The sequence below is a fragment of the Sphingomonas sp. genome, assembly GCF_017744835.1.
Taxonomy (GTDB): Bacteria; Pseudomonadota; Alphaproteobacteria; order Sphingomonadales; family Sphingomonadaceae; genus Sphingomonas.
This window is the reverse complement of sequence record NZ_JAGIAM010000003.1, coordinates 106950-132250: the sequence shown is the minus strand read 5'-3', so window position 1 is coordinate 132250 and position 25301 is coordinate 106950. Positions and strand designations below refer to the sequence as shown.

Genomic DNA, 25301 nt, shown 5'->3' with positions numbered 1-25301 from the left:
AGGGCGACCGGATCTACGCTCCCTCCCAGTTTGTTTATAAATGTTCACGATGATGTCGATCAGTCAATTGATCTAGATGACTGCGCACGTACCAAATAGCGACATGATGCAGTCGTCGTAGTTGATCGTACTATACTCGTGAGTTTGCGCCGCGCGACTGCCGACAATTGCCCCCTTCACAACTCCCGCACCCGCGCCGCGCCCCTGCCCTCGAGCATCAGCTCGGTGAGCCCCCAGACCATCGCGTCGGCGCGGTCGGGGCTGGTGCCGGGGCCTTCGTAGCCGCCGCCGGCGATCAGGCCGCGGAGCTCCTCCTCCAGGTCGGGCCAATGGCCGTGGAAGCGGACCCTGCCTGCCTCGAACAGATGCGCGACCGGCTCGGCGCGCGCCGCCTTGCCCTTGCTCGCGGTGCGCAGCCGGACCTTGAGGCGCGGCTCGCTGGTGTGGAGCACCGCGCGGACCATGTCGCCGCCCTGGTTGCGCTCGGCGACCACGTCGCGGGTGCCGTGCGCCTCCGCGGCGGCGGCGACCGCGCGCGCCCACCCCTCGGGCGAGCGGCCGGTGACGCTGTGGTCGGCAAGGACATGGCCGATCGCCTCCACCCCCTCGCCTTCGCGCGCGCAGGCGATGATGCCGCAGGTGCCGTCGCCCGAGGGCGGGTCCACGGCGATAAGGGTGGGGAGAAAGAAGCCCCTCCCCTTCAGGGGAGGGGTTTGGGGTGGGGCCTGTTCGCCGGGCAGCTCGCTTGCCTCACTGCCCCACCCCAACCCCTCCCCTGAAGGGGAGGGGCTTGCCACCCGACACCGCTCGATCAGCTCCACGCTCCAAAGCGCCCCCGCCGCATCGGGCAGCAGCTCGCCCTCCAGCTCCTGTCGCCCCAGCCGCGTGCCGGCATAGAGCGCCTCCACTCGGCGTTTGAAGCTCGCCGAGGTATGCGGATTGGCGCGGGTCGAGCCGCCAGTGGTGATGGTGCCGGGCGTGTCCATGATCGCCTTGAGCACCGGCCCGGGCACCGGCGTGGTGGTGACGAGCACGCGCGGCTGGGCGCCCAGACGCAGCCCGAGCTGGAGCATGTCCCAGCAGTCCTTGGCCTTCTCCCACTTCGCCAGCTCGTCGCACCAGGCATAATGATGCTCGGGGCCGCGCAGCATCGCCGGCGACGCGCCCGAGAAAAGCTGCGCCTCGGCGCCCGTGCGAAAGCGCAGGCGGCCGAGGCTGGGCTCCCAGTCCGAAACCCAGCCAGCGCCCACTTCGATCAGGCCGCTGCGTCCCTCGACCATGACGCGCCGCGCGTCTTCCAGCGTCGCCCCGACCAGGGCGATGCGGATGGCCTGTTCCCCGGCGATCCGCCCGACGATCCATTCCGCGCCGGCCCGGGTCTTGCCGAAGCCCCGGCCTGCCTTGATGACCCAGGTCGACCAGCCACCATCCGGCTCCTGTTGTCCCTTGTGCGCCCAGGCGGACCAGGCGCGATCGAATGCTTCGCGGGCCTGGGGGCCGAGCGCATCGATCGCACGGACCCGCCAGTGCGGCGGCAGGCCGAGCAGATATTCGCGGATGTCGAGATCGGGCGGCAGGAAGCGCTCAGGCTTCGCCATCCGGCTCGTCCTCCGTTTTCCCGCGGGCCTCGGCGCGGCGGGCGGCTTCGATCGATTCGAGCTTCTCGAGGATTGAATCGCGCACTTCCTCGAGCGATCGCGGGCGCGCCTGGAAGCGGCCGCCGCGCGCGGAAGGATTGCCGCCGGGGCCGCCATGGCGGCGGAGCAGGCTGATCGCCTCGCGGACGCTCATGTGCTTGAGCGGAAGCTCGGGATCCTCGCGCAGGCGCTCCACATAGTCGGTGGCGGTGCCGAGCAGCTCCGTCTCCAGCCGGATATAGCCCTCGTCGAGCGCTTCGCGCCACTTCTGCGCGAACGCCGCATCGGTACGGCGATGATTGTACACGGTGACTGCGGAAAAGCCGCATTGCGCGGCCGCCCAGGCGACGTTGCAGCTGGCGGCGAGATGATCGAGGAAGACGCCTTCCGATTGCGGCGTCCACCATTTGCCTTTGACGCGAATGCGCTGCGGCCCATCCTTGCCCGAGGCGCGCAGAACGAGCCCGGCCTTCTGTTCAGCCATGTCATCGACTCCCCTGAATGTTCCGCATTTGTTCCACAACTCGGGCGCTTTGTCAAGCAAAATGTTCCAGATGGGTTCGCAGCGAGTCGAGGCTATGCGCAGGACGCGCGCTGCCCCGCTGCCCTGACTCGCCGTGGTCGAGCGCAAGCAGCCCGAGTCGCGGGCCAAATCACGCGGCTGCGAAGATCGCGCTTCACTTGTACGATTACTGTCGCAAGTCATTGCGCTACTTGGCGCAGGACCCTCGCCCGCCTGCCCGCGGCGCCGTGCCAACCGCGAGTCGTCCACAGTAAATTTCCCGTCAACCATGTCTTTACGTGGTTCGGTATCCCCCCTTGATGCATGAAGCTGCATCGGCCGTCTTGGCCGGTGGTAAGCGTTGGGGTCTTATGGCGTTTGATTCCGCACAGATCGCCCGCCTGGGCGGCACCTGGGGACCGATGGGCGCGCTCGCCGCGTCGGACGGCAGCGCCACCCATGCGCATCTGCTTGGGCTCGCCGAGAGCGGCGCGTCGATGCGCGACCTGGCCGACGCGGTCCATTACATCTGCATGCTCCACGGCCGCCATCCCGGCGCGATCGACCATGCGCTGGGGCAGGCGCGCAGCCCGCTCGAGCGCGGCTGGCTCGAGGCTGCGGCCGATGCCTTCGTGAGCGAGCGCGCCTTCATGGTGCGGCTGGCGGCGGCGGCGGGTCCGCTGCCGAGCACGCCGGGCCAGGCCGAGTGCGAGGCCGCGGCGGCGGCGCAGCGCCACGCGCTCGACATGCTCGCCCAGTCGGCCCGCGCCGGCTGCGCGGTGGGCGCGGCAGTGGCGGTGGTGCTCGACTGGACGGTGATCCGCGGGGTTCTGGAGGCTGCGGCGACGCGGCTGGGGCTCGAGGCGCCGGCGGTCACGCTGCCGCTCGCCGAGGAGACGGTGACCGTGGTCGACACGCTGGCGCGCGAGGGCATGATGGAGCGCGCGATGCTGTTCGGCGCGCAGCAGGTCTTCGCGCAGCACCGCGGGCTGTGGGATCTGCTCGAGGCGCGCGCAAGCGCGCGGGCGCTCGTCCTGGCCTGATTGCTTGCGCCGGGGGCCCCTGCCCCTCTACCACTGCGCCCATGCGCTTCGAAGGCACCCAAAGCTATGTCGCGACGGAGGACCTGAAGGTCGCCGTCAATGCGGCGGTGACGCTCCGCCGCCCGCTGCTCGTCAAGGGCGAGCCGGGGACGGGCAAGACCGTGCTCGCCTATGAGATCGCCAAGGCGCTGGGCGCGCCGCTGATCGAGTGGAACGTCAAGTCGACGACCAAGGCGCAGCAGGGGCTCTACGAATATGACGCAGTGGCGCGGCTGCGCGACGGCCAGCTCGGCGATCCGCGCGTGCACGAGATTGCGAACTATATCCGCCGCGGCAAGCTGTGGGACGCGTTCACCGCGCCGCAGCTGCCGGTGCTGCTGATCGACGAGATCGACAAGGCCGACATCGAATTCCCGAACGACCTGCTCCAGGAGCTCGATCGGATGGAATTCCACGTCTACGAGACCGGCGAGACGGTCCGCGCCGCCGAGCGCCCGGTGGTGGTGATCACCAGCAACAACGAGAAGGAACTCCCCGACGCGTTCCTCCGCCGCTGCTTCTTCCACTTCATCCGCTTCCCCGACCGCGAAACCATGATCGAGATCATCGACGTGCACTTCCCCGGCATCCAGAAGCTGCTGGTGAGCCGCGCCCTCGACCTGTTCTACGAGATCCGCGAAGTGCCGGGGCTCAAGAAGAAGCCGAGCACGAGCGAGCTGCTCGACTGGCTCAAGCTGCTGCTGCACGAGGACATGCCGCTCGACGTGCTCCAGTCGCGCGATCCGGCCAAGGCGATCCCGCCGCTGCACGGGGCGCTGCTCAAGAACGAACAGGACGTGATGCTGTTCGAGCGGCTGGCGTTCATGGCGCGGCGGCAGGGCAAGGCGTGAGCGCGGCGCTGGCCTTTCGCGACGCGCGCGCGGAGGACCTGCCGGCGCTGGTCGCGCTGCTCGCCGACGACGCGCTGAGCCGGGGCCGCGAGGACCCGTCGCTGCCGCTCGATGCGCGCTATCTGGCGGCGTTCGAGGCGATCGACGGCGATGCCAACCAGCGGCTGATCGTGGCCGAGAGCGACGGCGCGATCGTGGGGATGATGCAGCTGAGCTTCCTGCCCGGCATCGCGTTCCGCGGCGCGTGGCGCGGACAGATCGAGGCGGTGCGGATCGCGGGTTCGCAGCGCGGGCAAGGGCTCGGCACGCGCATGGTCGAATGGGCAGTCGAGCAATGCCGCGCGCGCGGGTGCCGCATGGTGCAGCTGATGTCGAAACAGGACCGGGTCGACGCGCACCGCTTCTATGAAAACATGGGCTGGGAGAAGAGCCACTTCGGCTTCAAGCTCCGGCTCGCGGAGGCAGAGTGATGGCGGGGCGTTTCTTCGACGAATGGCAGGTCGGCGACCGGATCGCGCACGAATTGCGGCGGACGGTGACCGAGACCGACAATCTGATCTTCTCCACGCTGACCCACAACACCCAGCCGCTCCACATCGATGCCGAGGCGGCGCGGGCGAGCGAGTTCGGGCAGATCCTCGTCAACGGCACCTTCACCTTCAGCCTGATGGTGGGGATCACCGTGGGCGACACGACCGCGGGGACGCTGGTGGCGAACCTGGGATACGACAAGCTCGTCATGCCCAGGCCGGTGTTCATCGGCGACACGCTGCGCGCCGAGAGCGAAGTGGTGGAGACGCGGCCGTCGAAGTCGAGGCCCGGACAGGGGATCGTCACCTGGCGGCACCAGATGCTCAACCAGCGCGGCGAGCCGGTGTGCGAGTGCCTGCGCTCGGCGCTGCTGCGGAGCCGCCCGACGACCTGAGGCGTTGGCCGGGCGGAGGTGATGCGGATGCAGGCACGGGTCGCGGTGATCGGCGGCGGTGCGGCGGGGATCGCGGCGACGCACCGGCTCGGCCAGGCGGGCGTCGACGTGCTGCTGGTCGAGGCCGGCGACCGGCTCGGCGGGCGGGCGCATACGGTGGTGCGCGGCGGCATGGCGCTCGACCTGGGCGCGGGCTGGCTCCATTCGGCCGAGCGCAACCCCTGGGTCGGGCTGGCGGGCGAACATGGCTTCACCGTTGACCGTACGCTTCCGCGGTGGCGCGAGCAGTGGCGCGACCTGGGGTTTTCGCCCGAGGAGCAGCGTGCGGCAGCCGGTGCCTATGCAGCCCTCGAACGACGCATGCGCGCGGATCCGCCAGCGAGCGACCGGGCTGCCGACGCGATCGAGCCGGGCGGGCGCTGGACGCCGTATCTCGACGCGCTGAGCGGCTTCATCAATGGCGCCGCGACGGCCGAAGTCTCGATCGCCGACTATCTCGCCTATGCCGACGCCGCGACCGAGACGGACTGGCGCGTGGCCGAGGGCTATGGCGCGCTGGTCGCGGCGCATGCGGCGGGGTTGCGCACCGCGCTCGCGACGCCGGTGACGGCGATCGACCGCACAAGCGCGCGGCTGCGGATCGTCACGCCGCGCGGCGACATCGCAGCGGACGCGGCGATCGTCACCGTCTCGACCAATGTGCTCGCAGGCGGCGCGATCGACTTTGGCGCGGGCTTCGACGCGGTGCTCCACGCCGCCGCCTGCCTGCCGCTGGGTTTTGCCGACAAGCTGTTCCTGGCGCTGGAGGGCGGCGAGGAGATACCGGCCAACGCGCATCTGCTCGGCAATCCGCGCGCGAGCGTGACCGGCACCTATACGCTGCGCCCCTTCGGGCGACCGCTAGTCGAGGCGATGTTCGGCGGCGAAGGGGCGCTGGCGATGGAGGCTGCGGGGCTCGACGGTGCGGCGGCCTTCGCGATCGACGAGCTTTGCGCGCTGCTCGGGAACGACTGGCGCAAGCGGCTGCGGCTGGTCGCGGGATCGGCCTGGGGCCGCGAGGACCATATCCGCGGCGGCTACAGCCATGCGCTGCCGGGGCATGCGGAGGCGCGCGCGGTGCTGGCGGCACCGGTGGACGAACGGGTGCACTTCGCTGGCGAGGCCTGTTCGGCGACGGCCTTCTCGACGGTGCACGGCGCCTATGAATCGGGAATCGCCGCGGCGAAGGCGCTGCTGGCGGATTGACTTGCTGGCATATGATCCATATACGATTCGTATATTGTTTATCTATCGGAGATCGCCATGGGCATCGTGAAAATCGACGACGAGCTGCACGAGGAGGCGCGCCGCGCCAGCGCGGTAATGTGCCGCTCGATCAATGCCCAAGCCGAGTTCTGGATGACGATCGGCATGCTCGCCGAGGCCAATCCCACGCTCTCCTTCAACGAGATCGTCCGGATGCAGTTCGCCGCTGCGAACGTTCGCATGCCCGAGGCCGCGGCCGCCTGAGATGGTGAAGACCCCGGACGAGCTTGCGCTGATGCGCGTGTCGGGCAAGCTGCTCGCATCGGTGTTCGAGATGCTCGATGGCCAGCAGCTCGCGGGCATGTCGACGCTGCAGGTCAACGACCTGGTCGAGCGGTTCATCACCGAGGATCTGGCGGCGCGCCCCGCGAGCAAGGGGCAGTACGGCTTCAAATATGTACTCAACTGCTCGATCAACCACGTCGTCTGCCACGGCGTACCTAGACCCGACGACATCATCCGCGACGGCGACATCATCAACCTCGACATCACGCTCGAGAAGAACGGCTTCATCGCGGATTCGAGCAAGACCTATATGGTCGGCGAGGTCTCGCCCGCGGCGCGGCGGCTGGTACGGGTGACGCAGGAAGCGATGTGGAAGGGCATCGGCCAGGTGCGCCCGGGCGCGCATCTGGGCGACATCGGCTTCGCGATCGAGCGCCACGCCAAGAAGCACGGCTATTCGGTCGTCCGCGACTATTGCGGGCACGGCATCGGCCGCGAGATGCACGAGGAACCCCAAATCCTCCATTTCGGCCGGCCGGGCACGGGGATGAAGCTGCGCGAGGGCATGGTCTTCACCGTCGAGCCGATGCTCAACCAAGGCACGCGCAAGGTGACGACCGAGGACGACGGCTGGACGGTGGTCACCAACGACCGCAAGCTCTCGGCGCAGTTCGAGCATACGGTGGCGGTGACTGCCGACGGCGTAGAGGTGCTGACGCTGCGGCCGGACGAGCGGCCGGTGCTCGCGAGAAGCGCGTGAGCCTTCGCGATCATTGACGAAAGGCAGACCCGTTCGGCTATATCCGGGGATGCAAGATTTCCCGCCCGATGCAGATGCGGAGCAGACCTACTACGCCTACAGCGCCACGCTGCGCATTCATGGCGACTGCCTGCCACTGGATCAGATAACAAAGCATCTGGGCATCCAGCCGACCCACCAACATCGCAAGGGTGATCCTCCCAAGCCGGGCGGGCGCGGGGCTAGCTCTGACGCATGGCACCTCACCGCTGCCGTTCCGGAAGAGGTCGAACTGACAGAGCATCTTCGAGAATTGTGGCGGACGATCAAGCCGGGGATCGAATATCTGCGTTCGCTCGATGCGAAGGTCGACGTCTTTTGTGGCTACCGCTCGAATGATGGGATTGTCGGATTCGAGGTCGCGCCGGACGCGCTGGAGATTTTCCGCGCTCTGAACGTGCCCTTTGGAGTCTCGGTGATTATCGAAAGCTGGCTCGAAGAACGGCTGGGCACGCCAACCCTCCAGTAGCCGTTCTCGCTCCCGGAGATTCAAATCAACGGAGACGATGCATGGACCAGGTCACCGGCGGATGCCTGTGCGGCGATGTCCGGATCGTGGCGACGGGGCAACCGTATCGCGTGGGGCTGTGCCATTGCCTCGACTGCCGCAAGCATCATGGCGCGCTGTTCTTTGCTGCCGCGATCTTCCTGCAGGAGTCCGTGGCTGTGGAAGGCGAGACGCGCGACTATGCCGGCCGCAATTTCTGCCCGCGTTGCGGCTCTTCGGTGTTCGCGCGCTTCGGCGACGAAGTGGAAGTACACCTGGGCACGCTCGATGCGCCCGACCGGTTTGTCCCGAGTTATGAATGCTGGACCGTGCGACGGGAGGGCTGGTTGCCGCCCTTCCCGCTCGCGCATCGCTATGCGCACAACCGCGAGGGCGGCGGGCGGAGCGAGGATTAGGGCGTGTCGGGTTCAGCCGGCACGTTAGCGCAACCGGAAGGGCGGGCAGTGGGGTTCAGCTGACCTCGCCCCTTCTCCCATTGAGGAAGGGACCCGCTCGGCATGGACAACCGCTGATCTCTAGGTCGGTTTTTTCGAGCCGTGAACGGTCTCGCCGCGTTCCAGCATGGACACGAACTCTGCAATGCGTCGCGCCCGCGTGTTTGACTTCTTGGCGGCATCGATCCGATACAGGATGGCGTACCGGTTGGCACCGGTGAGCGTTGCGAAGAACTCTGCCGCGGCAGGAGAGCGATCGAGAGCGGCCTGCAAGTCCGCAGGTACCTGCGCTCGGCTCGCAGGCGCATAGGCGGCTGCCCAGCGTCCGTCCGCTTGGGCAGCTTCGATTTCGGCGAGCCCGGCTGGGGCCATGCGTCCGGCGTCGATCAGTTCGAGCGCGCGCTGGCGGTTCACCGCCGACCATTTGCTCGCTCGCTTGCGGGGCGTGAACCGGACGATCCAGCTTGCATCGTCATATTTGTCGAGTTGCCCGTCGATCCAGCCGTGGCACAGCGCGGCATCGATCGCCTCGGACTTCGAGACGCTGGCGAGGCCGGCCCCCTTTTTCGCAAACCTGAGCCACGCTCCCTTGCTGGTCGGCGGCTCCGTCGACAACCAGTCTTCCAACGCGGCGCGATCTTCAAACAGCCGGATCGGCAGCCCGTCGCGATGTTCGTTTTCGTCCACCGCAGGAAACTGAACGACCGTCCGCTCCCGGGCAAGTCCATCTCGTGCGTGGGCGGGCGCTCCGTTGGGATCAGTCTCGAGATTCCCTGGGTCTGCCCTCCGCCCCTACCCCAGCGCGATGCCGAAGTGGCGGTGCAGTTCCATCTGGCCGAGCGGCGTGACCGTGACGGCGCGGCCGGTGCGGGGCTGGCGGATCCAGCCCTTGGCGGCGAGCGCGGCATAGAGGGCGCGGCCGACGGTGCCGGCGAGGTGCGGGCGGCGCTCGCTCCAGTCGAGGCAGGGGCGGCAGAAGGCGGCGCCTCCCCTGCCCGCGTCCAGCTCGACCCCGAGCGTGGCGAGGAAGTCGAGACCGGCTTCGGTGACCAACCCGCCGTCGGTGCCGAAGCGGAGATGGTCGCGGGCCTCCAATGCGTCGGCGATGCCGACCGCGACTTCGCCCGCGAGGTGATCGTAGCAGCGGCGCGCGCGGCGCAGCGCCGGGTCGCGCGGGCCGGTGCGGACCGGCTTGCAGGTCGCAGTGGCGAGATCGCTGCCGAGCGCCATCAGCCCTTCGAGCGTGGCGGCTACGGGTGCGCCGGCGATGCGGTAATAGCGGTGCCTCCCCTGGCGCTCGACCGCGAGCAGCCCGGCGTCGAGCAGGCGGGCGAGATGCCCGCTGGCGGTGGGCGGCGCGACGCCGGCGGCCCCGGCCAGTTCACCGGCGGTGAGCGCACGACCGTCCATCAGGCTCACCAGCATCGCGGCGCGCGCGGGATCACCGATCAGGGCGGCGATGCTGGCAAGCGATGCGACGGTGGTCATCGCGCACCATTAGCGCGAACGCGGGCGAAATGCTTCGGCGCCGAGCGAAGCATCGGGGGCGGCGGCGGGGCTATCCGGCGTGCCGAGGAGGACGCCATGATCGCCTGTTTCATCCGCTACGAGCTCGATCCGTACAAACTCGCCGCCTTCGACGACTATGCGCGCAACTGGGGCCAGGCCATCCCGCGCTGCGGGGCCGATCTGATCGGCTATTTCGCGCCGCACGAGGGGTCGGCTACTGCGGCTTATGGTGTCTATATGGTGGACAACCTTGCTGCGTATGAGGCCTATCGCGCGCGGCTGCGCGAGGATCCGCTGGGGCGCGAGAATTATGATTTCGCGCAGCGCGAGCGGTTCATCCGGCGCGAGGACCGGCTGTTCCTGCGGCTCGCCTCGGCGCCGCACGCCGCTCTGGTGCGGCCATGATCGCGGTGCTGTTCGAGGTCTGGCCGGCCGAAGGCGAGCAGGCGCGCTACCTCGAGCTGGCGGCGGCGCTGCGGCCGCAGCTGGAGGCGATCGACGGCTTCGTCTCGATCGAGCGGTTCGAGAGCCTGGCCGAGCCCGGCAAGCTACTCTCGCTCTCCTTCTGGCGCGACGAGGCGGCGGTGGCGGCATGGCGCAACACGCCCGCCCACCGCGCGACGCAGGCGGAAGGCCGCGGCGGCGTGTTCCGCGACTATCGGCTGCGGATCGCCGCGGTGGTGCGCGACTATGGCATGACCGACCGGGCGCAGGCGCCGGCGGACAGCCGCGCGGCGCACGATTCTCAGCCGCGGTAGCGAAGCGCCTCGACGAGGAGGGCGAAGGCCGGCGTGGGCTGGCGGCGGCTGGGGTAATAGAGGTGGTAGCCGGGAAACGACGGCGACCACTGGGTCAGCACTGCCTCCAGCGCGCCGCTTTCGAGGTGCGGCGCGATCATCGACAGCGGCAGATAGGCGATGCCGAAGCCGTCGAGCGCGGCCTGAAGGATCGGCAGGATCGACGAGAAGACGAGCTGCCCCTCGACGCGCACGCGCAGCTCGCGCCCGTCCTGCTCGAATTCCCACGCATAGAGGCCGCCATAGGTCGGCAGCCGCAGATTGATGCAGCGATGCTGGTCAGCTCCTCGAGCGTGCGGGGCCGGCCGTGCGCGGCGAAATAGCCCGGCGACGCGACCGCGAGCATGCGCGCCTCCGGCCCGATCGGCACCGAGATCATGTCGCGCGCGACGATCTCGCCGAAGCGCACGCCGGCGTCGAACCGCTCGGCGACGATGTCGGTCAGCGTATAGTCCGTGACGATCTCGACATGGATGTCGGGATAGTCGGGCAGCACGCGACGGAGCGCGGGCCAGAGCACGCTGGTCATCGAATTCTCGTCGGCGCTGATCCGCACCGTTCCCGCGGGCCTGTCACGCAGCGCGCTGAGCCCCGCTACTTCGGCGTCGATCTCGTCGAGGCGCGGGCCGACCGAGAGCAGCAGCCGCTCGCCGGCTTCGGTGGGCGTGACGCTGCGCGTGGTGCGGTTGAGCAGCCGCAGGCCGAGCCGCTCCTCCAGCGCGCGCATGCCGTGGCTGAGCGCCGAGGGCGTGACGCCGAGCTGGGCGGCCGCGCGCGTGAAGCTCCGCTCGCGCGCAACGGTGATGAAGGCGGAAAGCTCCGCCAGATGCTGCCGGTTCATTGCTGAGCCCTATTCACAACTTCGTGGAGATCATAGCGGCTAATCGCCGGACCGGCGCTGGCCTATTTGCACCGGCACAGGAAGCCGCGCCGCCCGTTGTAGCGACGGCGGCAGCAGCTTCGCGCCAGTTCAATCCGCAGACAGGGAGCACCCCAAATGGCCACCAAAGCCTATGGCGCCTATGCCGCCGACAAGCCGCTCGAGCCGATCGATATCGAGCGCCGCGCGCCGGGTCCGCATGACGTGCAGATCGAGATCGCCTATTGCGGGGTCTGCCATTCGGACCTGCACCAGGTCCGCTCCGAATGGGCGGGGACGATCTATCCGTGCGTGCCGGGTCACGAGATCGTCGGGCGGGTGAGCGCGGTCGGCGACGAAGTCACCGGCTTCGCGGTGGGCGAGCTGGTGGGGGTCGGCTGCATGGTCGACAGCTGCCAGCATTGCGCCTCGTGCGCCGAGGGGCTCGAGCAATATTGCGAGAACGGGTTCACCGGGACATACAACGGCGCGACGGCCGATGCGCCGGGCCATACGCTGGGCGGCTATTCGCAGCGGATCGTGGTCAGCGACAAGTTCGTGCTCAAGGTGCGCCATGGCGAGGAACAGCTCGCCGCGGTGGCGCCGTTGCTGTGCGCCGGCATCACCACCTGGTCGCCGCTGCGCCACTGGAACGTCGGGCCCGGCAAGAAGGTGGGGATCGTCGGCATCGGCGGGCTCGGCCATATGGGCGTGAAGCTGGCGCATGCGCTGGGCGCGCATGTCGTCGCCTTCACCAGCTCGGACAGCAAGCGCGAGGACGCCAGGGCGCTGGGCGCCGACGACGTGGTGGTCTCGCGCAACCCCGAGGAAATGGCGGCGCATGCCGGCAGCTTCGATTTCATCCTGAACACGGTCGCCGCGAGCCACCAGCTCGACGCCTATACGGCGCTGCTGAAGCGCGACGGGACGCTGACGCTGGTGGGGGTTCCCGAGCATCCCCACCCCTCCCCCGACGTGTCCGCGCTGATCTTCAAGCGCGCGGCGATCGCGGGCTCGCTGATCGGCGGCATCGCCGAGACGCAGGAGATGCTCGATTTCTGCGCCGAGCACGGCATCGTCGCCGATATCGAGATGATCCGGATGCAGCAGATCGATGACGCCTATGCGCGGATGCTGCGCAGCGACGTCAAGTATCGCTTCGTCATCGACATGGCGACGATTGCGGAGTGAGCGAAGCCGCGGAGCGAGCGGCGGGCGCTAGAGCCCGAACGGCCAGGTCTCCTCGTCCCCGGCGCGCTCCATGCCGGGGATGGGGGTGACCGCGCTGGTCTGGTCGAACCAGACGAAGGCGTCGAACTGCTCGGGCAAAATGGCCGTGGAGTAATGGCTCCAGCGTTCGGTGTCCGGGCGGTAGATGACGCCGATGAAGCGCTCGAGCCGCGGCGTGGTGAGCGCCTCGCGAACCTCGCGCTCCTCGCGGAGGTCGAGGAGGAAGCGCGGCACGCCCGAATCGTGGCAGACGCGTTCGTAGCTGTCCGGGCGCGAGGGATTGACCTGCTTGATCTTCATCGGCGCGTCCCAGTCGTCCGCGGCGGCGACGGTGCCGCTGTGGGTGCCGAAGCCGATCAGCCGGGCGGCATCGCCATAGCCGGTGCGGGCGAGCTGGCCGAGGTTCAGCTCGCCGCGCTCCATTCCCATTTCGGTGAAGCGCGCGTCGCCGATATGCGAATTGTGCGCCCAGACCACGGCCTTGGCGTCGCTTTTGCTGCGCAGCATCAGGTCGAGCGTGTCGAACATATGCTCGTCGCGCAGGTTCCAGCTCTCGGCCGAGCTGTAGTACATGGCGCGATAATAGGCCTCGGCATTGGCGACGATCCGGGCGTTCTGGGTGGCGTCGAGGAAGTCGTCCCCGTCGGCGGCGATCAGCCTGGACTGTTTCTCGACCAGCTCGCGCAGCACCGCGACCACCGCCTTCTCGCAGCGCGCATAGCCTTCGGTGATCGCGAGCCGGCCATAGGCGTGCGGAGCGTCGCGCCAGGGGGCGAGGCAGCCGTAGCGCTCGCGCGCGATCGCGGCGGAGTCCGGGTCGACGCGGTCGAGATAGTCGATCACCGCGCGGATCGAGCTGTTGAGACTGTAGAGATCGAGCCCGTGGAAGCTGGCGCGCCGATCCTCGGGCAACGCGGCATTGTGCTCGCGCAGCCAGAGGACGAATTCGAAGAACTCCTGGTTGCGCCACATCCAGGTGGGGAAGCGCTGGAACGGCGGATCGAGCCTGCCGAGCGGGCGCTGGCGGACGTGGCGGTCGATCGCGGCGGCATCGGGCCAGTCGGCCTCGACTGCGACCATGTTGAAGCCGTGGCGCTCGATCAGCCGGCGGGTGATCGCGGCGCGGGCGCGGTAGAATTCGGACGTGCCGTGGCTCGCCTCGCCAAGCAGCACGATGCGCGCCTCGGCGAAGCGATCGAAGGCATCGGCGAAGGCGGGATCGTCGAGCGGCGGGAGCGCCTCGGCAGCGGATTCGACCAGCGCGGCGGTAGTGTCGAGAAGGACTTCGGCCATGCGGGTAGAACGAAAACGGCGGGGGATGGTGCCGCTGCGCGAGGACCGCCCCTCCCTTTCAGGGAGGGGAATTAGGCTGCGCGCTGTTCGCCCGGCTCGGGATTGGAGAATTCCATTTCCTCGTCGATGCCGCCGAACTTCAGCGCGAGGACGTCGCGGGTGTAGTTCTGGTGGAGGCGCCAGGGCTTGCGGCTGCCCTGGCGAGGGAATTGGCGCATCGCGCGCTGGACATAGCCCGACGTGAAATCGAGGAAGGGCAGCTCCTCGACCGGCGCCTCGAGCCGCGGCGTGACCTGGCGGAGGCCGCGCTTCTTCATCGCATTGAGCAGGCGCGTGACATAGGAGGCGGTGAGATCGGCCTTCAGCGTCCAGCTGGCATTGGTGTAGCCGAAGGAGATCGCGAAATTGGGCACATCCGAGAACATCATGCCCTTGTAGGTCATGCACTGCGACCAATCGACCGCGCGCCCATCGACGCTGACCGGGATGCCGCTCATCAGCTGGAGCTCGAGCCCGGTGGCGGTGACCACGATATCGGCGGACAGCTCCTTGCCAGAGGCGAGGCGAATGCCGGTCCGGGTGAAGCGATCGATGCCGTCGGTGACGACCTCCGCCTGGCCTTCGCGGATCGCGGCGAACAGGTCGGCGTCGGGGACGAGGCAGAGGCGCTGGTCCCAGGGATTGTAGCGGGGCGTGAAATGCGTGCCGACGTCATAGTCGGGGCCCAGCTCCTGGCGGACCATGTCGACGATCCGCTCCTTCGCCTTCTCCGGGTGCTTGCGCGCGGCGCGGTAGAAATATTGCTGGAGCAGCACGTTCTTCCAGCGGGTGATCGCATAGGCGGTCTTGGACGGCAGCTTCGAGCGCAGCCAGTTGGCGATCGAATCCTCGGACGGGCGCGCGACGATATAGGTGGGCGAGCGCTGGAGCATGGTGACGTGCGCAGCCTGCCTGGCCAGCTCGGGCACCAGCGTCACCGCAGTCGCGCCGCTGCCGATCACGACGATGCGCTTGCCGGCATAGTCGAGGTCTTCGGGCCAGAACTGCGGGTGGACGATGCGGCCGCCGAAGTCCGATGCGCCCTCGAACTCGGGGAGATAGCCGCGCTCGTAGTTATAATAGCCGGTGCACATGAAGAGGAAGGCGCAGGTGAAGCGGCGTTCCTCCCCATCCTGCTCGGCGACCACGGTCCAGCGCGCCTCCTCGCTCGACCAGGCGGCGCTCTTGACGCGGTGCCGATAGCGGATGTGGCGATCGACGCCGGTCTCGCGCGCGGTGTCCTCGAGATATCGGAGGATCGAGGGACCGTCGGCGATCGCCTTGGCATCGGTCCAGGGGCGGAAGGAGAAGCCGAGCGTATACATGTCCGAATCCGAGCGGATGCCCGGATAGCGGAACAAGTCCCAGGTGCCGCCGAGGCGCTCCCGGCCTTCGAGGATGACGTAGGAGCGATCGGGGCTGTTCGCCTGGATGTGATAGCCCGCGCCGATGCCCGAAAGGCCGGCGCCCACCACCACCACATCGAAATGCTCGATCATCAACCTCTCCCCATGCTTACAGGAATGTAAGTAGGGGGGTGGGAGGCAGTCAACGAGTCATTCTGGACACTCCCTTCCCTGCAAGCAGGGAGGGGAGGTTTTCTGGGGCTAATAGTCGCGCGAGTAGCGCAGGCTGACGCTCGAGCCGCCGAACGAGCCGGTCTGCGAGAGCAGGCTCAGCGTGCGCGAGAGGGATATCTCGAGCTGGGTGGCGGTGAAGCCGCGGGCGTCGGTGATGATCTCGATATAGATGTCGCTGGTTATGTACTTGCCCGCGGCGAGCGACGTGCCGCGGCCGGTCGCGTCGTCGGCGCCGAGGATGCGCAGCCGGTCGATCCCGGTGGCCGACTTGAGCTGGCCGAGCGGATTGAGCCCGCCGCCCGAGCCGCTGAGCGAATTGACCGCGGCGGCGAGCTGGATCGCCTCGGTGGCGGACAGGTTGGTGACGTTGGTGCCGAAGAACAGCCGCGCGAGCACTTCCTCCTGCGGCAGCGCGGGCGTCGACGAGAAGACGATCTGCGGCCGCTGCGCGGTGCCGCTGACGTCGAGCACGGCGGTGATCCCCTCCGCCGTGGTGTTCGCCGAAATGTGGATCGTCGGGTTGGACAATTCGGCGCCCTGGAAGGCGATGTCGCCCTGGGTGATGTCGAAGCGGCGGCTCGCGAAGCTGTAGGTGCCGCGCACGATCTGGAGGTTGCCGCGGATCTCCGGATTGGTGGTGGTGCCGCGGACATAGATGCGCGCGCCCCATTCGGACTCGAGCCCCATGCCCGAGACGTAGATCTGGTTGTCCGCGACCAGGCGGATGTTGAGGTCGAAGTCGGTCAGCGCACGCACCGGCGCGCGCACCGGGCGCGGATTGGCGGCGGCTTCGGCCACTTCGCTGCGGCGCCGGACGCCGGTGAGTTCGGGCACTTCGGCGGCGCCCTGGCGGATGATCTCGTACCGCGCCTCGGGGATGGTCAGCCGCCCCTCGATCCGCTGGACCTGCGCGTTCTTGATGAGCGTGAGCTTGCCCGTGGCGGTGGCGCCGAGCGACTGGCTGCGCGCGAGCTGGGCGCGGTCGAGATTGACCTCGATGTTCATCGGATAGTTGTTGGCCGCCGACAGGCCGACCGTGCCCTGCGCAGTCACCGTCCCCTCGCCTGCCCGGGCGCTCGCCTGGGTGAGGATGAGCTCATTGTCCGAGAAGCGGCCATCGATCTTCAGATTGGTGAGCCGCGTGCCCAGCGTGTCGTGGCCGTAGGTGAGGTTGTCGGCGCGAACCACGCCGGCGAGGTGCGGATCGAGCACGCGGCCCGAAAAGTCCGCGGCGATGCCGATCGCGCCGTCGAGATGCTGGTTGGAGAGACCGGCCAGCGAGAAGGGCACGGCCGCCGGGCCGTTGTAGCGCACGCCGCCGGCGAGCGGCGCGGCCATCAGCCGCTGGGTCCAGGTCCCCGCCTCCGGCCCGAGCGGCCGCAGCGTCACCACGACCCGGCCGATCGGGGTGGTGCCGCGGCGGATGATCGCGCGCGCGTCGCCGCCGTCGGGCAGCAGCTTGCCGACGAAGCTGATGTCGACCGGCGTCGAGACGGTGGCGAGGCTCGAGCGAGTGAACTGGTCGATCTCGAGCCGCACGTCGGCGCGCGGGAAGGCCGAGGGGCTCGACTGGGCGAAGTCGATGCTGCCGCTAGCGGTGCCGTCGACGCCGAGGCCGGTGGTGAAGGCATTGACGACGGCGAGATCGAGCCGGTCGAGCCGCGCCTGGAGCACGGTGCCGTCGCCATAGCTGCCGGCGAGGCGGACGGTGCCATGGTCGAAGTCGACGCGGGTCGGGAGGAGGCGATAGGTGCCGCCGGTCGTCGCGATCCGTGCCGGCTGGGCGGTGCGGAAACGGATGCCGGCCGCCTGGCCCTGCAGCGCGGCGAGCCACTGGCCGGGTGCCATGCGGGCGTTGAGGCCGATCTGGAAGGGCACGCCGGTCGAGCCGGTGGCGACTGCCTGGGCGGTGCCCGAGCCGCCCTGATAGTTGATCTTGGCGCGCGCGGTCTTGAGCACGAAGTCGCCGCGGCGCAGGCCCGCGATCTGCGCGTCTGCGACGATCTGCGGCGTCTGGGTCAGCACGACGCTGGCCGAGACGAGCGCGCGGCCGATAGTGAATTCGGTGTTGCCCGGAATCGTGGCGTTGGTCGCCGTCGCGCGCAGGTCGGCGCGCTGGAAACGGCCCTGCGCCGAGAGATCGGCCGTGCCGACCACGCCGGAGCCCTGGAAGTTCACATTGCCGGCGAAGGGGCCGGCGCGCGTCTGTCTGAGCCGGCCGGTGATGTCCATTCCGGCGAAGCGGGCGGATTCGATGTCGATCGCCATGGTCGCGCCGGTGCGGAGCAGCACGTTGGCGCTGAACGGGCCATAGTCGGTGCCGCCGGTCGCCGCGATCGCGAAGGCCGAGCCGCGACCGCGCACCCGCGCCTCGAGATTGACCAGCCCGACGCCGAGCCCGGGCCGCGCGGCGCGCAGCAGGACTTGCGGGGCGGCCATGGTGCCGGTGACGCGCGCGGTGAGCGGGCCATAGGCCGTGGAGACGGCATTGGCGTTGATCAGGATCGGGCCGGCGGGATCGTAGCGCCCCGAGCCGCTGAGGATGCGGAACTGCGGCGCGCGCAGCCGCAGGTCAGTGACGTCGATCACGCCGCTGGGCCCGAGCGTGACATGCGCCGAGGCGACGGCGTTGCCGCCGAGGAAATTGCGGACCGAGGCATTGGTGAGCTTGCGGGTTTCCGCTGCCACGGTGCCGCGGATGCCCCAGCCGCCGCCGCGCGGGGCATAGAGCTCGGCGTTGGTGGTGAGGTTGACCACGCCGACGCCGTTGATCGCGAAATCGTTGATCCGGCCCTTGATCGCGCCGGTGTAGCGGCCCTTGGCGATGTCCGCCGCGACGATCGCCGTCGCGTCGACCCGGTCGGAGCGCAGGCGGAGATTGTCGGACAGGACCTGGGTGCCCGAGATGGCGAGGTCGCCGTTGATCGTCAGGTTGGTGACGAGCCCGCCGACCGCCGCGTTGAGCCCGCTGACGCGCGCGGCGCGGGCGCGCACGGGCACCATGATGCGGTCCGCGTCCACCCTTGCCCTGCCCTCGGCATAGAGCTGCTCGACCACGGTGGTGCCGAAGCCGAGCGCGGCGGCCTGGATCTTGTAATCGACCACCGGCCGATTGAACGCGCCGTTGAGCGCGAGCGCGGCGCGCACCGAGCGGCCGCTGAGATTGGGTGCGATCGCGCCGGGCGTGAGCAGGATCGCGTCGGCACGCAGATTGTCGAAGCGGTTGTGGCCGAGGTCGACCCCACCTTCCATCTCGACCGAAAGCGCGCGCGAGCGCAGCTTGAGCTGGCCGTTGGCGGTGCGGTTCTTCCACACCGCATCGAGCGCGATGTCGAGCCGGGGCGAGGCGAGCCGCTCGACGGGCCCCTGCATCCAAAGGCCAGGATTGGTGGGGCCGCGCAGCTGGAAGCGGCCGTTGCTGGCCAGCACGTCGAGGTTGGCCAGTTCCTTGCCGCCGAGCGTCGAGACCGCGCGGCCCTTCCAGCTCGCCCAGCTCCCCTGCCCCGCCACTGCGAGCGTGATCGGGGTCTGGACGCCCGCGAGGCCGGCGACGAGCCCCTGCGCGGGAGCATCGAGCTTGAGGTCAATGTCGAGCCGGTTCTTCTCGGGCACGGCGTCGAGCTTGAGCGCGAGCCGATCGCCCCCGGCGACGCCCGGCGCGGCGATGGTGCCGGCGTCGGCGACGATCTGCGCGCGCCCGCCCGCGAGATGCACCGTGCCGGCGAGCCGCGCGATATGGTGGCGGCCGGTCACCACCGGCGCGACGTCGATCCGCGCGACCTCGAGCCGGTCTATGTCTAGATTGATGTTGGGCAGCAGCGGGGCGTTGGGATCGGTCGAAGGCTTGAGCGCGGGCAAGCGCAACAAGCGCACTTCGGGGCTGGCGAGCCGGCGGATGTCGACGCGGTTGCGCAGATAGCTCATCGGGCGCCAGTCGAGCTCGATCTGCTGCGCGGTGGCGAACACGCCCTTGGTGTCGCGCACCTCGACGTCGTGGAGCGTCATCCCGCCATAGAGCGAGCCTTCGATCCGGCCGACGCGGAAGTTCAGCCCCGAGGCGAGCTCGAGCCGGTTGATCTGGTCGACGACGAAGCGCCGGCCCATGTCGGTGTTGAGCGCGAGCACGAGCAGGCTGAGCGCCAGCGCCACCGCGCCGATCGTGAGCCCGACCCATTTGACGATGCGCTGCCACAGCGGCGGCTGGACGACGACGTGCCGGACCGGCTCCTCGGCGGGAAGCTCGGCGGGTTCGGCCGGCGGGCCCGAGGGCGGCTCGGTCGCCATCAGAAGGCCTGCCCGATCGAGATGTAGAGCGAGATGCGCGATTCGCCCGGCTTGCGCGCGATCGGGGTCGCGACATCGACGCGCAGCGGACCGAAATTGGTGTACATCCGCCCGCCGATCCCGGCGCCGAAGCGCAGGTTCTGGCCGGTCGGATAAATGCCCTCATAGACCTGGCCGGCATCGACGAAGGGCACGATGCCGAAATTGCCGAAGCGATAGCGCGCCTCGAGCGCGAATTCATTGAAGGCGCGGCCGCCGACCGGGCGTCCGTCGGGCGCGCGGGGGCCGAGCTCCTGATAGCCGAAGCCGCGCACCGACCCGCCGCCGCCGGCATAATAGCGCCTGGACGGCGGCAGATCGTTGCGTGCGATCCCCGGGATCGAGCCGACGCGCGCGCGGCCGGCGATCACGATGCTGCTCGTCACCGGATAATAGGCGGTGCCCTCCACCATCAGCCGGGCATAGGGCCGCGCCGCGCCGCGCACCGATGTTTCAGGGCTGACGTTCCCCTTGAGGCGGAAGCCGCGCGTGGGATTCAGCAGATTGTCCGAACTGTCATAGCCGAGCAAGGTCGGCAGCGCAGCGATCAGCCAGGTGCCGCGATCGCGCTGGTTGGTGTCGAAGTTCCAGCGGTCCTCGTTCGATCCGACGACTTCGGCGCCGTAGAAATAGGTCCATTTCTTTTGCCAGATCGGCGTGGAATCGCGCGACCAGCGCACCGCGAGCGCGCCGGTGTAGGATTCGAACGCGGCGTAATCCTGGTGGTTGAGCTCGGCGTGGATCTGGAAGGTGCGGTCGCGCTGGCCGGCGTTCGAGCGGCGGAAGGTGCCGGCGATGCCCTGTTCCTGCGTCCCCAGGATCGCGCGGCCGATCAGCGCGCCTTCGGGCGGGAAGAGGTTGCGATGCGTCCAGCTGCCTTCGAGGCGGATGCCCTGGCCGGTGCTGTAGCCCGCCTCGCCGGCCAGCGTGCGCGGGCGGCCCGCGTTCTGGCGGACGAGCAGGTTGACCACCTCGGTGCCGTCGGGGCCCGGCTGGTTGGTCCGCACCGGCTCGACCGAGACGGTGGAGAAGAGGCTGGTGGCGATCAGCGCGTCGCGCAGATCGTCGACCATGCGGCTGTCGTAGAGCTGGCCAGGCTTGTAGCGGCGCAGGATGTTGATGTGGTCGACGCCGAACACCGGGCGGCGCCCCTGGGTGACGATCTCGCCGAAGCTCGACCGCGGACCGAGCGTGACCGGCAGCGTATAGTCGCCGAAGTGCGTCTGATCGTCGAGCAGGATGTCGCGGTCGCCGAGCGCGATGAAGGGATAGCCCTGCTGCGGCAGGCGCAGCTTCAGATTGGCTTCGGCGCCCTGGATGCGGATAGCCTCGATCGGGTCGCCGGGATTGAGGTTGAGCTCCTTGTCGAGGAGGCCCGGCGGAACGGTGGGATCGCTGACGATCGACACCGAGCCCAGCCGGTAGAGCGGGCCCGGCGTGGCGCTGATCGTCGCGCGGACATTGCCCGAATTCTTGGGGTTCTGCTCGATCGTCGAGATCGCGGTGCCGTCGTAATAGCCGAGCGAGCGCATCAGCCGCACGGCAAGGTGCTCGTCCTCGCGGGCACGCGCGGCGACCATCGCGGCATTGGCGGCCTTGCCGTCGCCTTCCTCGAGCGCGGACAGGTCGCGGAACTGGTCTTCGAGCCCGATCTTGTCCAGTCCCTCGACCGCGGTGGTGTAGCGGATCTGGGCGACTTTCTCGTCGTCGATGCCTTCGATCTTGACCGGCTCGACCTTGAACTCGCTGAGCGCGGGCAGCGGCTGGGCGAATTCGGGCGCCTCGGGCGGGGGCGCGGCGAATTCGGTTTCCTCGGCGGGGACGGTGGGCGCGCCGGGGATCGGCTGGACCGTCCGGGGCGGCGGGGCCGGCGTGGGAGTCGGGGTCTGGAAGCCCTCGAGCGGCTCGAGCGGGGCGTTGGGATCGTTGCTGAGGCTGGGCAGCGCGGCGTTGAATTCCTGGTCGGAGACGATCGTCTCGTCCTGCGGGGCGGGCGCAGGCGTGGGACCCGGCGCGGACGTGGGGGCGCCCTGCCCCGGCTTGGGGTCCGAAATCTGCGCGAGAGCGACGCCCGGCAGGAACGCCGTCCCCGCGAGCGCGGCAATCCAGACCGCGTTTACCCCTTTGACCACGCGCCTCCTCGGGAGCCGCGTTCACCCCGGCCCTCTCGCAAGCGTAACGACCGAGGCCGGCTTTGGCTCCGTGCCGGGACGAAACGCCCATGATTTCAGCGGCTAGCGCTCGCACTGCCGGGGCGTTCTATCGGATATTCCTTCCGCAGGCGCAACGACTCATGCCTTCGCGCGGTGACGGTAAGAATTACCGCCCCTTCGCCTCCGCGCGGAAGCGGTGGAGCAAGGGTTCGGTGTAGCCGTTGGGCTGGGCCGCGCCTTCGAAGATGAGCGCGCGGGCGGCCTGGAAGGCGAGGCTCGTTTCCTCGTTGCCCGCCATCGGCCGGTAGAGCGGGTCGCCGGCGTTCTGCGCGTCGACCTTGGCGGCCATGCGGCGCAGCGCGGCCTCGACGTCATGGGCAGTGGCGACACCATGGAGCAGCCAGTTGGCGATGTGCTGCGACGAGATGCGCAGCGTCGCGCGGTCCTCCATCAGGCCCACGTCGTGGATGTCGGGGACCTTGGAGCAGCCCACGCCCTGATCGATCCAGCGCACGACATAGCCGAGGATGCCCTGGGCGTTGTTGTCGAGCTCGCGCGCGACTTCGTCCGGGCTCCAGTTGCGGCCGCGCGCGACGGGAATGGTGAGCAGCGGCGCGAGGCCGGGCACCGGCTCGGCGGCGAGCTCGCGCTGGCGGGCGAAGACGTCGGTGGCGTGATAGTGGAGCGCGTGGAGCGTCGCGGCGGTGGGCGACGGCACCCAGGCGGTGTTGGCACCCGCGAGCGGGTGCGCGCCCTTCTGCGCTAGCATGTCCGCCATGCGATCGGGCGCGGCCCACATGCCCTTGCCGATCTGCGCCTTGCCCGAGAGCCCGCAGGCGAGGCCCAGCCGCACGTTGCGGTCCTCATAGGCCTGGATCCAGGCGCTGGACTTCATCTCGCCCTTGGGGACCATCGGGCCGGCACGCATGCTGGTGTGGATCTCGTCGCCGGTGCGATCGAGGAAGCCCGTGTTGATGAAGACGATCCGGTCGCGCACTGCGTGGATGCAGGCGGCGAGATTGGCCGAGGTGCGGCGCTCCTCGTCCATCACGCCGACCTTGATCGTGTGGCGCGCGAGGCCGAGCAGATCCTCCGCCGCGTCGAAGAGCCGGTTGGTGAAGGCGCATTCCTCAGGCCCGTGCATCTTGGGCTTGACGATGTAGATGCTGCCGGCGCGGCTGTTGCGGTGCCTGCCGAGACCGCGCAAGTCGTGGACGCCGATCGCGCTGGTGACGATCGCGTCGAGGATGCCCTCGGGTGCCTGCTGCCCGTCGGGGAGCAGCACCGCGGGGGTGGTCATCAGATGGCCGACGTTGCGGACGAACAGCAGGGCGCGGCCGGGGAGCGCCATGTCGCTAGTCCCCGGGACCTGATAGACGCGGTCGTCGGCGAGGTGGCGAGTGATCGTGCGTCCGCCCTTGTCGAAGCGTTCCTCCAGATCGCCGCGCATCAGGCCGAGCCAATTGGCATAGGCCGCGACCTTGTCCTCCGCGTCGACCGCGGCGACCGAATCCTCGAGATCGACGATGGTCGTCAGCGCAGCCTCGAGCACCACGTCGGCGATGCCCGCGGGATCGCGGTGGCCGATCGGATGGGCACGGTCGATCACGACTTCGATGTGCAGGCCGTTGTGGCGGAACAGCAGGGATTCGCCGTTGTGGCCGACGAACTGGCCGAGATCGGCCAGCGGCAGCTCGCCCGAAGTGAAATCGGCCCAGCGCATGTCCCTGAGCGGCACCACCTCGTCGAGGAAGGCCTTGGCGCGGGCGATCACCTGCGCGCCGCGCTCGGGGTCATAGCCGCCCGGCTTCGCCGCTCCCGGCAGCGCGTCGGTGCCGTAGAGCGCGTCGTAGAGGCTGCCCCAGCGGGCGTTGGCGGCGTTGAGCACGAAACGCGCGTTGAGCGCGGGGACCACCAGCTGCGGCCCGGCCATGCGCGCGATCTCGTCGTCGACGTTGGTCGTGCCGATGACGAAGGGTTCGGGCTCGGGGACGAGATAGCCGATCGAGCGCAGGAAACGCACCTGTTCGACGGGATCGGCGGCGCGGGCGGGATCGTCGGCGCACCAGGCGTCGATCTGCGCCTGGAGATCGTCGCGACGGGCGAGCAGCGCGCGATTCTCGGGCGCGAACCGCGCGAAGATGTCCGCCGCGCCGGTCCAGAAGGCATCGGCCGCGACGCCGAGATCGGGCAGCACGCGCTGCTCGACGAAGCGCGCGAGCGGCTCGGCGACCTTCAGACCGGCACGATCGAGATAAGCGGACATGGATGTTCCTCCTGGCAAGCGTCACTCATCGCCTGGGGAGGGCATCGCCGGATTAGTCCAGCGGGGGCGCCGCGATCAAGCCCCGGCTTCGAGTTGCTTCACCGATTCCTCGATCCGGTCGAGCATCGAGCGGAGCTGGGCGCGCTCCTCGGCGGTGAAGCCGGCGAAGACCCGGCGTTCGAGCTCGAGCGCCTTGGGCGCGACCTGCTTGTAGAGCGCGCGGCCCTCGGGCGAGAGCGTGAGCAGATGCGAGCGCTGGTCGCCCGGATTGCTCGCGCGCACGATCAGCCCGCGCTCGGCAAGCGCGATCGCGGCGCGGCTCACCGTCACCTTGTCCATGCGCGTGCGCCCGCACAGCGCCTGCTGGCTCATCGCCCCGCCCTCGGCGAGGACCGTCACCAGCCGCCATTCGGGGATGCGCAGGCCGAACAACGTGCGATAGGCGGTGGCGACGGCGTCCGACACGGCATTGGACGCGATCGACAGCCGATAGGGCAGGAATTCGTCGAGCTTGAGCGTGGACATGGCCTAGGTGTTTCCTCCTGTTCCTCCTGACGCAAGTGACAACGTTGTAGGTGCACTTTTTGCAATGATAACGGTAACATTTCGCACTTGCAACATAACAGGGCGTGACCCAAATAAGCCCTGCCTTTCAGGCATCCTCTCCTAAAACTTTTCACAGGCCGTCCCCCGGGGCGGCCTTTTTTTTCGTTCCGCTCGCGCCGCGAGGGTGCCGGGCACCGCCGCTCTAATCGAGCAGCTCGCCCTGCCCGGCCTGCTCTGCGCGGCTCTTCTCGTCCTCGACATTTTCCATCGCCTCGCGCTGGGCGGGATCGAGGAATGCGGAGAAGGCGAGGCCGAGCGCCATCGCGACGCCGCCCATCCGTCCCTTGCCGCCCGAGCTTTTCGCCCAGCGGACGATCCACGGCATCGCCGCCAGGAATCCGACGATCAAAACGATCGCGACCAGCCATTCGGTCATGC

Annotated in this window: 23 protein-coding genes and 1 pseudogene; 12 read left to right on the top strand and 12 right to left on the bottom strand. The window is 68.9% G+C overall.

Translation table 11 applies throughout. The features are described from left to right. Positions 1–176: 176 nt before the first annotated feature. Together J7500_RS08490 and J7500_RS08485 are read right to left on the bottom strand one after the other, a co-directional pair. On the bottom strand, positions 177–1598 hold the full coding sequence (locus J7500_RS08490) for a terminase family protein (protein WP_294061278.1): 1422 nt from the start codon (positions 1596–1598) through the stop codon (positions 177–179). Beyond that, the gene (locus tag J7500_RS08485; protein ID WP_294061277.1) at positions 1585–2121 is read right to left on the bottom strand and encodes a hypothetical protein; all 537 of its coding nucleotides are present in this window, start codon (positions 2119–2121) and stop codon (positions 1585–1587) included. Before J7500_RS08485 ends, J7500_RS08490 begins: the two co-directional genes overlap by 14 nt. A 389-nt stretch (positions 2122–2510) precedes the next feature. Between J7500_RS08485 and J7500_RS08480 the strand changes: the two genes are divergently transcribed. Genes J7500_RS08480 through J7500_RS08440 form a run of 9 tightly spaced genes read left to right on the top strand, consistent with a single transcriptional unit; the run spans position 2511 to position 8229 of the window. Next, complete coding sequence (locus J7500_RS08480) at positions 2511–3182, top strand: hypothetical protein (protein WP_294061275.1); 672 nt, start codon at positions 2511–2513, stop codon at positions 3180–3182. Positions 3183–3223: 41 nt separating this feature from the next. Continuing rightward, positions 3224–4072 carry a MoxR family ATPase gene (locus J7500_RS08475; protein WP_294061274.1) on the top strand — a complete coding sequence of 283 codons (849 nt, stop codon included), beginning with the start codon at positions 3224–3226 and terminating at the stop codon, positions 4070–4072. Next, positions 4069–4542 carry a GNAT family N-acetyltransferase gene (locus J7500_RS08470; protein ID WP_294061273.1) on the top strand — a complete coding sequence of 158 codons (474 nt, stop codon included), beginning with the start codon at positions 4069–4071 and terminating at the stop codon, positions 4540–4542. The genes J7500_RS08475 and J7500_RS08470 overlap by 4 nt, the downstream gene beginning before the upstream one ends. Beyond that, entirely contained in the window at positions 4542–4997 is a 456-nt protein-coding gene (locus tag J7500_RS08465; RefSeq protein WP_294061271.1) for a MaoC family dehydratase, read from the top strand. Before J7500_RS08470 ends, J7500_RS08465 begins: the two co-directional genes overlap by 1 nt. A gap of 21 nt (positions 4998–5018) precedes the next feature. Next, positions 5019–6242 carry an NAD(P)/FAD-dependent oxidoreductase gene (locus J7500_RS08460; RefSeq protein WP_294061270.1) on the top strand — a complete coding sequence of 408 codons (1224 nt, stop codon included), beginning with the start codon at positions 5019–5021 and terminating at the stop codon, positions 6240–6242. Between the two features lie 57 nt (positions 6243–6299). Beyond that, positions 6300–6506 carry a ParD-like family protein gene (locus J7500_RS08455; protein WP_294061269.1) on the top strand — a complete coding sequence of 69 codons (207 nt, stop codon included), beginning with the start codon at positions 6300–6302 and terminating at the stop codon, positions 6504–6506. A 1-nt stretch (position 6507) separates the two neighbouring features. Continuing rightward, positions 6508–7287, top strand: a complete 780-nt coding sequence (map, locus tag J7500_RS08450) for a type I methionyl aminopeptidase (RefSeq protein ID WP_294061268.1) — start codon at positions 6508–6510, stop codon at positions 7285–7287. 49 nt (positions 7288–7336) lie between these two features. Further along, a complete protein-coding gene (locus tag J7500_RS08445) occupies positions 7337–7795 on the top strand; it encodes a DUF4279 domain-containing protein (RefSeq protein ID WP_294061267.1) in 459 nt (152 codons plus the stop codon). 41 nt (positions 7796–7836) lie between these two features. Continuing rightward, positions 7837–8229, top strand: coding sequence for a GFA family protein (locus J7500_RS08440; RefSeq protein WP_294061265.1), 393 nt, complete (start codon positions 7837–7839; stop codon positions 8227–8229). A 120-nt stretch (positions 8230–8349) separates the two neighbouring features. Here J7500_RS08440 and J7500_RS08435 read toward each other — a convergent pair whose 3' ends face one another. Both J7500_RS08435 and J7500_RS08430 read right to left on the bottom strand, forming a co-directional pair. Next, a complete protein-coding gene (locus J7500_RS08435) occupies positions 8350–8955 on the bottom strand; it encodes a YdeI family protein (RefSeq protein WP_294061264.1) in 606 nt (201 codons plus the stop codon). A 105-nt stretch (positions 8956–9060) separates the two neighbouring features. Further along, on the bottom strand, positions 9061–9756 hold the full coding sequence (locus J7500_RS08430; protein ID WP_294061263.1) for a helix-turn-helix transcriptional regulator: 696 nt from the start codon (positions 9754–9756) through the stop codon (positions 9061–9063). A 96-nt stretch (positions 9757–9852) separates the two neighbouring features. On the opposite strand from J7500_RS08430, the gene J7500_RS08425 reads away from it, so the two are divergent. Together J7500_RS08425 and J7500_RS08420 are read left to right on the top strand one after the other, a co-directional pair. Continuing rightward, positions 9853–10182: an NIPSNAP family protein gene (locus J7500_RS08425; protein ID WP_294061262.1), complete on the top strand. Its 330-nt coding sequence runs from the start codon at positions 9853–9855 to the stop codon at positions 10180–10182. Beyond that, positions 10179–10535, top strand: coding sequence for an antibiotic biosynthesis monooxygenase (locus tag J7500_RS08420; protein WP_294061261.1), 357 nt, complete (start codon positions 10179–10181; stop codon positions 10533–10535). Before J7500_RS08425 ends, J7500_RS08420 begins: the two co-directional genes overlap by 4 nt. Here the strand turns inward: J7500_RS08420 and J7500_RS08415 are convergent. Further along, positions 10523–11415: pseudogene (locus tag J7500_RS08415) on the bottom strand (LysR family transcriptional regulator). The gene J7500_RS08420 and the pseudogene J7500_RS08415 overlap by 13 nt on opposite strands. A gap of 156 nt (positions 11416–11571) precedes the next feature. Here J7500_RS08415 and J7500_RS08410 point away from each other — a divergent pair. After that, entirely contained in the window at positions 11572–12624 is a 1053-nt protein-coding gene (locus tag J7500_RS08410; protein WP_294061260.1) for an NAD(P)-dependent alcohol dehydrogenase, read from the top strand. Positions 12625–12651: 27 nt separating this feature from the next. Here J7500_RS08410 and J7500_RS08405 read toward each other — a convergent pair whose 3' ends face one another. From J7500_RS08405 to J7500_RS08375, 7 genes are all read right to left on the bottom strand, one after another. Next, a complete protein-coding gene (locus J7500_RS08405; protein WP_294061259.1) occupies positions 12652–13956 on the bottom strand; it encodes an erythromycin esterase family protein in 1305 nt (434 codons plus the stop codon). Positions 13957–14027: 71 nt separating this feature from the next. After that, complete coding sequence (locus tag J7500_RS08400; RefSeq protein WP_294061258.1) at positions 14028–15494, bottom strand: NAD(P)/FAD-dependent oxidoreductase; 1467 nt, start codon at positions 15492–15494, stop codon at positions 14028–14030. A gap of 108 nt (positions 15495–15602) precedes the next feature. Continuing rightward, on the bottom strand, positions 15603–19859 hold the full coding sequence (locus J7500_RS08395) for a translocation/assembly module TamB domain-containing protein (RefSeq protein WP_294061257.1): 4257 nt from the start codon (positions 19857–19859) through the stop codon (positions 15603–15605). Next, entirely contained in the window at positions 19859–22030 is a 2172-nt protein-coding gene (locus J7500_RS08390) for an autotransporter assembly complex family protein (RefSeq protein ID WP_294061256.1), read from the bottom strand. The genes J7500_RS08395 and J7500_RS08390 overlap by 1 nt, the downstream gene beginning before the upstream one ends. Before the next feature lie 187 nt (positions 22031–22217). Continuing rightward, positions 22218–24317: a malate synthase G gene (locus tag J7500_RS08385; RefSeq protein WP_294061255.1), complete on the bottom strand. Its 2100-nt coding sequence runs from the start codon at positions 24315–24317 to the stop codon at positions 22218–22220. A gap of 75 nt (positions 24318–24392) precedes the next feature. After that, positions 24393–24842 (bottom strand): MarR family winged helix-turn-helix transcriptional regulator, encoded by a 450-nt coding sequence (locus J7500_RS08380; RefSeq protein WP_294061254.1) that lies wholly within the window; start codon positions 24840–24842, stop codon positions 24393–24395. Positions 24843–25065: 223 nt separating this feature from the next. Next, positions 25066–25299 (bottom strand): hypothetical protein, encoded by a 234-nt coding sequence (locus tag J7500_RS08375; protein WP_294061253.1) that lies wholly within the window; start codon positions 25297–25299, stop codon positions 25066–25068. Positions 25300–25301 lie beyond the last annotated feature (2 nt).

Coding starts and splice junctions, on each gene's coding strand:
- J7500_RS08445 (WP_294061267.1), top strand. CDS start 7,337: ATGCAAGATTTCCCGCCCGATGCAGATGCGGAGCAGACCTACTACGCC.
- J7500_RS08480 (WP_294061275.1), top strand. CDS start 2,511: ATGGCGTTTGATTCCGCACAGATCGCCCGCCTGGGCGGCACCTGGGGA.
- J7500_RS08475 (WP_294061274.1), top strand. CDS start 3,224: ATGCGCTTCGAAGGCACCCAAAGCTATGTCGCGACGGAGGACCTGAAG.
- J7500_RS08460 (WP_294061270.1), top strand. CDS start 5,019: ATGCGGATGCAGGCACGGGTCGCGGTGATCGGCGGCGGTGCGGCGGGG.
- J7500_RS08465 (WP_294061271.1), top strand. CDS start 4,542: ATGGCGGGGCGTTTCTTCGACGAATGGCAGGTCGGCGACCGGATCGCG.
- J7500_RS08380 (WP_294061254.1), bottom strand. CDS start 24,842: ATGTCCACGCTCAAGCTCGACGAATTCCTGCCCTATCGGCTGTCGATC.
- J7500_RS08400 (WP_294061258.1), bottom strand. CDS start 15,494: ATGATCGAGCATTTCGATGTGGTGGTGGTGGGCGCCGGCCTTTCGGGC.
- J7500_RS08455 (WP_294061269.1), top strand. CDS start 6,300: ATGGGCATCGTGAAAATCGACGACGAGCTGCACGAGGAGGCGCGCCGC.
- J7500_RS08375 (WP_294061253.1), bottom strand. CDS start 25,299: ATGACCGAATGGCTGGTCGCGATCGTTTTGATCGTCGGATTCCTGGCG.
- J7500_RS08425 (WP_294061262.1), top strand. CDS start 9,853: ATGATCGCCTGTTTCATCCGCTACGAGCTCGATCCGTACAAACTCGCC.
- J7500_RS08430 (WP_294061263.1), bottom strand. CDS start 9,756: ATGACCACCGTCGCATCGCTTGCCAGCATCGCCGCCCTGATCGGTGAT.
- J7500_RS08395 (WP_294061257.1), bottom strand. CDS start 19,859: ATGGCGACCGAGCCGCCCTCGGGCCCGCCGGCCGAACCCGCCGAGCTT.
- J7500_RS08490 (WP_294061278.1), bottom strand. CDS start 1,598: ATGGCGAAGCCTGAGCGCTTCCTGCCGCCCGATCTCGACATCCGCGAA.
- J7500_RS08405 (WP_294061259.1), bottom strand. CDS start 13,956: ATGGCCGAAGTCCTTCTCGACACTACCGCCGCGCTGGTCGAATCCGCT.
- J7500_RS08485 (WP_294061277.1), bottom strand. CDS start 2,121: ATGGCTGAACAGAAGGCCGGGCTCGTTCTGCGCGCCTCGGGCAAGGAT.
- J7500_RS08440 (WP_294061265.1), top strand. CDS start 7,837: ATGGACCAGGTCACCGGCGGATGCCTGTGCGGCGATGTCCGGATCGTG.
- J7500_RS08420 (WP_294061261.1), top strand. CDS start 10,179: ATGATCGCGGTGCTGTTCGAGGTCTGGCCGGCCGAAGGCGAGCAGGCG.
- map (WP_294061268.1), top strand. CDS start 6,508: ATGGTGAAGACCCCGGACGAGCTTGCGCTGATGCGCGTGTCGGGCAAG.
- J7500_RS08410 (WP_294061260.1), top strand. CDS start 11,572: ATGGCCACCAAAGCCTATGGCGCCTATGCCGCCGACAAGCCGCTCGAG.
- J7500_RS08385 (WP_294061255.1), bottom strand. CDS start 24,317: ATGTCCGCTTATCTCGATCGTGCCGGTCTGAAGGTCGCCGAGCCGCTC.